The sequence below is a fragment of the Lepagella muris genome, from assembly GCF_004793975.1.
Lineage (GTDB): Bacteria > Bacteroidota > Bacteroidia > Bacteroidales > Muribaculaceae > Lepagella > Lepagella muris.
In genome coordinates this window covers 1-1,792 of the sequence record NZ_SRYB01000071.1, presented here as the reverse complement: position 1 = coordinate 1,792, position 1,792 = coordinate 1, and the positions used below count along the sequence as shown (strand labels likewise).

Genomic DNA, 1,792 nt, shown 5'->3' with positions numbered 1-1,792 from the left:
GTAATACGTCACAAAAAAAGAGACCATCTAACTTTTGATTGTTAGACAGTCTCTTTCTTTACCTCATCCCAACTTTCGCCTGTTTCGCCTGTTTCGCCTGTTTCACCTGTTTCACCCCGATACAACCGATACAAGTGAAACAAGCGATACAACCGATACAGTCGACACGTTTTTTGTGGGGTGGGCAGATTAGTTTCAAAATAACAAGAAGGGTAATCTCTATATCTCTAACTTTGCAGCATAAAACAAATATCAACCTAAAAACAAGGTATTATAAACGATATCCTCGCTTGCATTTCCTCCATCCCCGATACAAGAGGACGGGGAGGGGGATCCTATTCCTAAAGAAATAGCGTAAACGGTCCAAATTCAGAAGTAGGTCTTTACCGCAAAAAGGAATTGATCAATAAAAATACGCTTGAAAGCTGCGATATTATTCTGCTCGTAAAATATTAGCATGGCTTTTTTATAATCAACTGAATCAACAGTTCGAAATGAGATTGGACAATAACCATTGGCAATCAAAATACCGTTACTTACTATACGAGCCGTGCGCTTGTTGCCATCAGTGAATGCTTGTATATAGCTTAATAGTATAAGTGCCAACAGAGCTTTGTCAAATATATTAGACTTACCGTTTATCAGACGTACTGAATCTTCCAATGCTTCCCGTATCTGGAATTCATTATCCAACGGCGTATAGTTTGTTCCGGTAATACCTACTCTACGGTGTCGTATATTCCTCTCCACTCCCAATTCCTTTGTAAGTAAAGCATGAATTTCCTCTATGCGTCCGACTGTCAAATCTTTAAGATATTCAGGAACATCTAAAATAAAGTCAAGGGCATCCTTATGATTAAGCAGCATCACTGCCTCTTCCTTAGTCTTACCGCTGGCTGTCTGTTTCTCTTTCAACAGTCGCTCTGTTTCAAGCAGAGAATAGGTGTTGCCCTCAATTTGAGATGATTTCCAAGAAAGATCTATGCCGAGACGTTCCATTTCCTTACGATATTCAATTTCAGACATCTCGGAAAGATGCTTACGGAATTGTTCTTGCGCTTCACTAAGGCGATTAAGTTCTTGTGTCGAGAAAAGTTCAACACTTGGCAAAATATCATTGATCAGTTCAAAATTGAAAGATTTCTGCACCTGACGTTCATCAATATCTTTGTCAAAGTAAGTGTCAATATTCAACTCCATAGTTACATGTGCCTGCGGAGTAAGACGATATCGTGTTGCCGGACCGCGTCCGACAACTTCAATATTCCCATGTTTTACCATTTCAGCAATCAATCTCTTCAATGTAGCCTGACTTGGAGGATTCGTCAAGGCTGCCTCAATATCAGCTCTTGTGACAGATTGATTGTAATGCAGAAACTGCAATATTTCTATTTCTTGTGTCATGTCTGTTTCTTTTATCGGCTCAAAAATAGTCATTATTTTCGGAAAATCGGCTCAATTTGAGCCGATAAATGCCTTTTTAAATGCCTTTTTGAGCCGATAGACGATTTTGTAATATTTGATTTCCGGCAAAACACCCGATTTACATATCTGTTAATAGACACCTTAAACGTAAGGGCACACGCGTTTGCCCTTCAGATTTGAGGAGATTTGGCGTATTGCTTGTATCGGTTGTATCGGGGTGAAACAACCGATACAAACCGATACAAACCGATACAAACGCTCGTAAGGGCACACGAAGGTTACCATAGGTTGCGGCAGGGTAGCTCGTTGCCGTAACGACTGCGGAGCCGTTCGATGAGCCGCTGCAAGTCGCGTGAGAAATGATGAC

Annotated in this window: 2 protein-coding genes; both read right to left on the bottom strand. The window is 40.6% G+C overall.

Going from position 1 to position 1,792, the window contains the following annotated elements; genetic code table 11:
- Window positions 1–369: 369 nt before the first annotated feature.
- A complete protein-coding gene (locus tag E5331_RS20020; RefSeq protein WP_123483336.1) occupies window positions 370–1,404 on the bottom strand; it encodes a Fic family protein in 1,035 nt (344 codons plus the stop codon).
- 162 nt (window positions 1,405–1,566) lie between these two features.
- The coding region (locus tag E5331_RS20875; RefSeq protein WP_275441323.1) for a hypothetical protein at window positions 1,567–1,792 on the bottom strand (226 nt) is incomplete at its 5' end.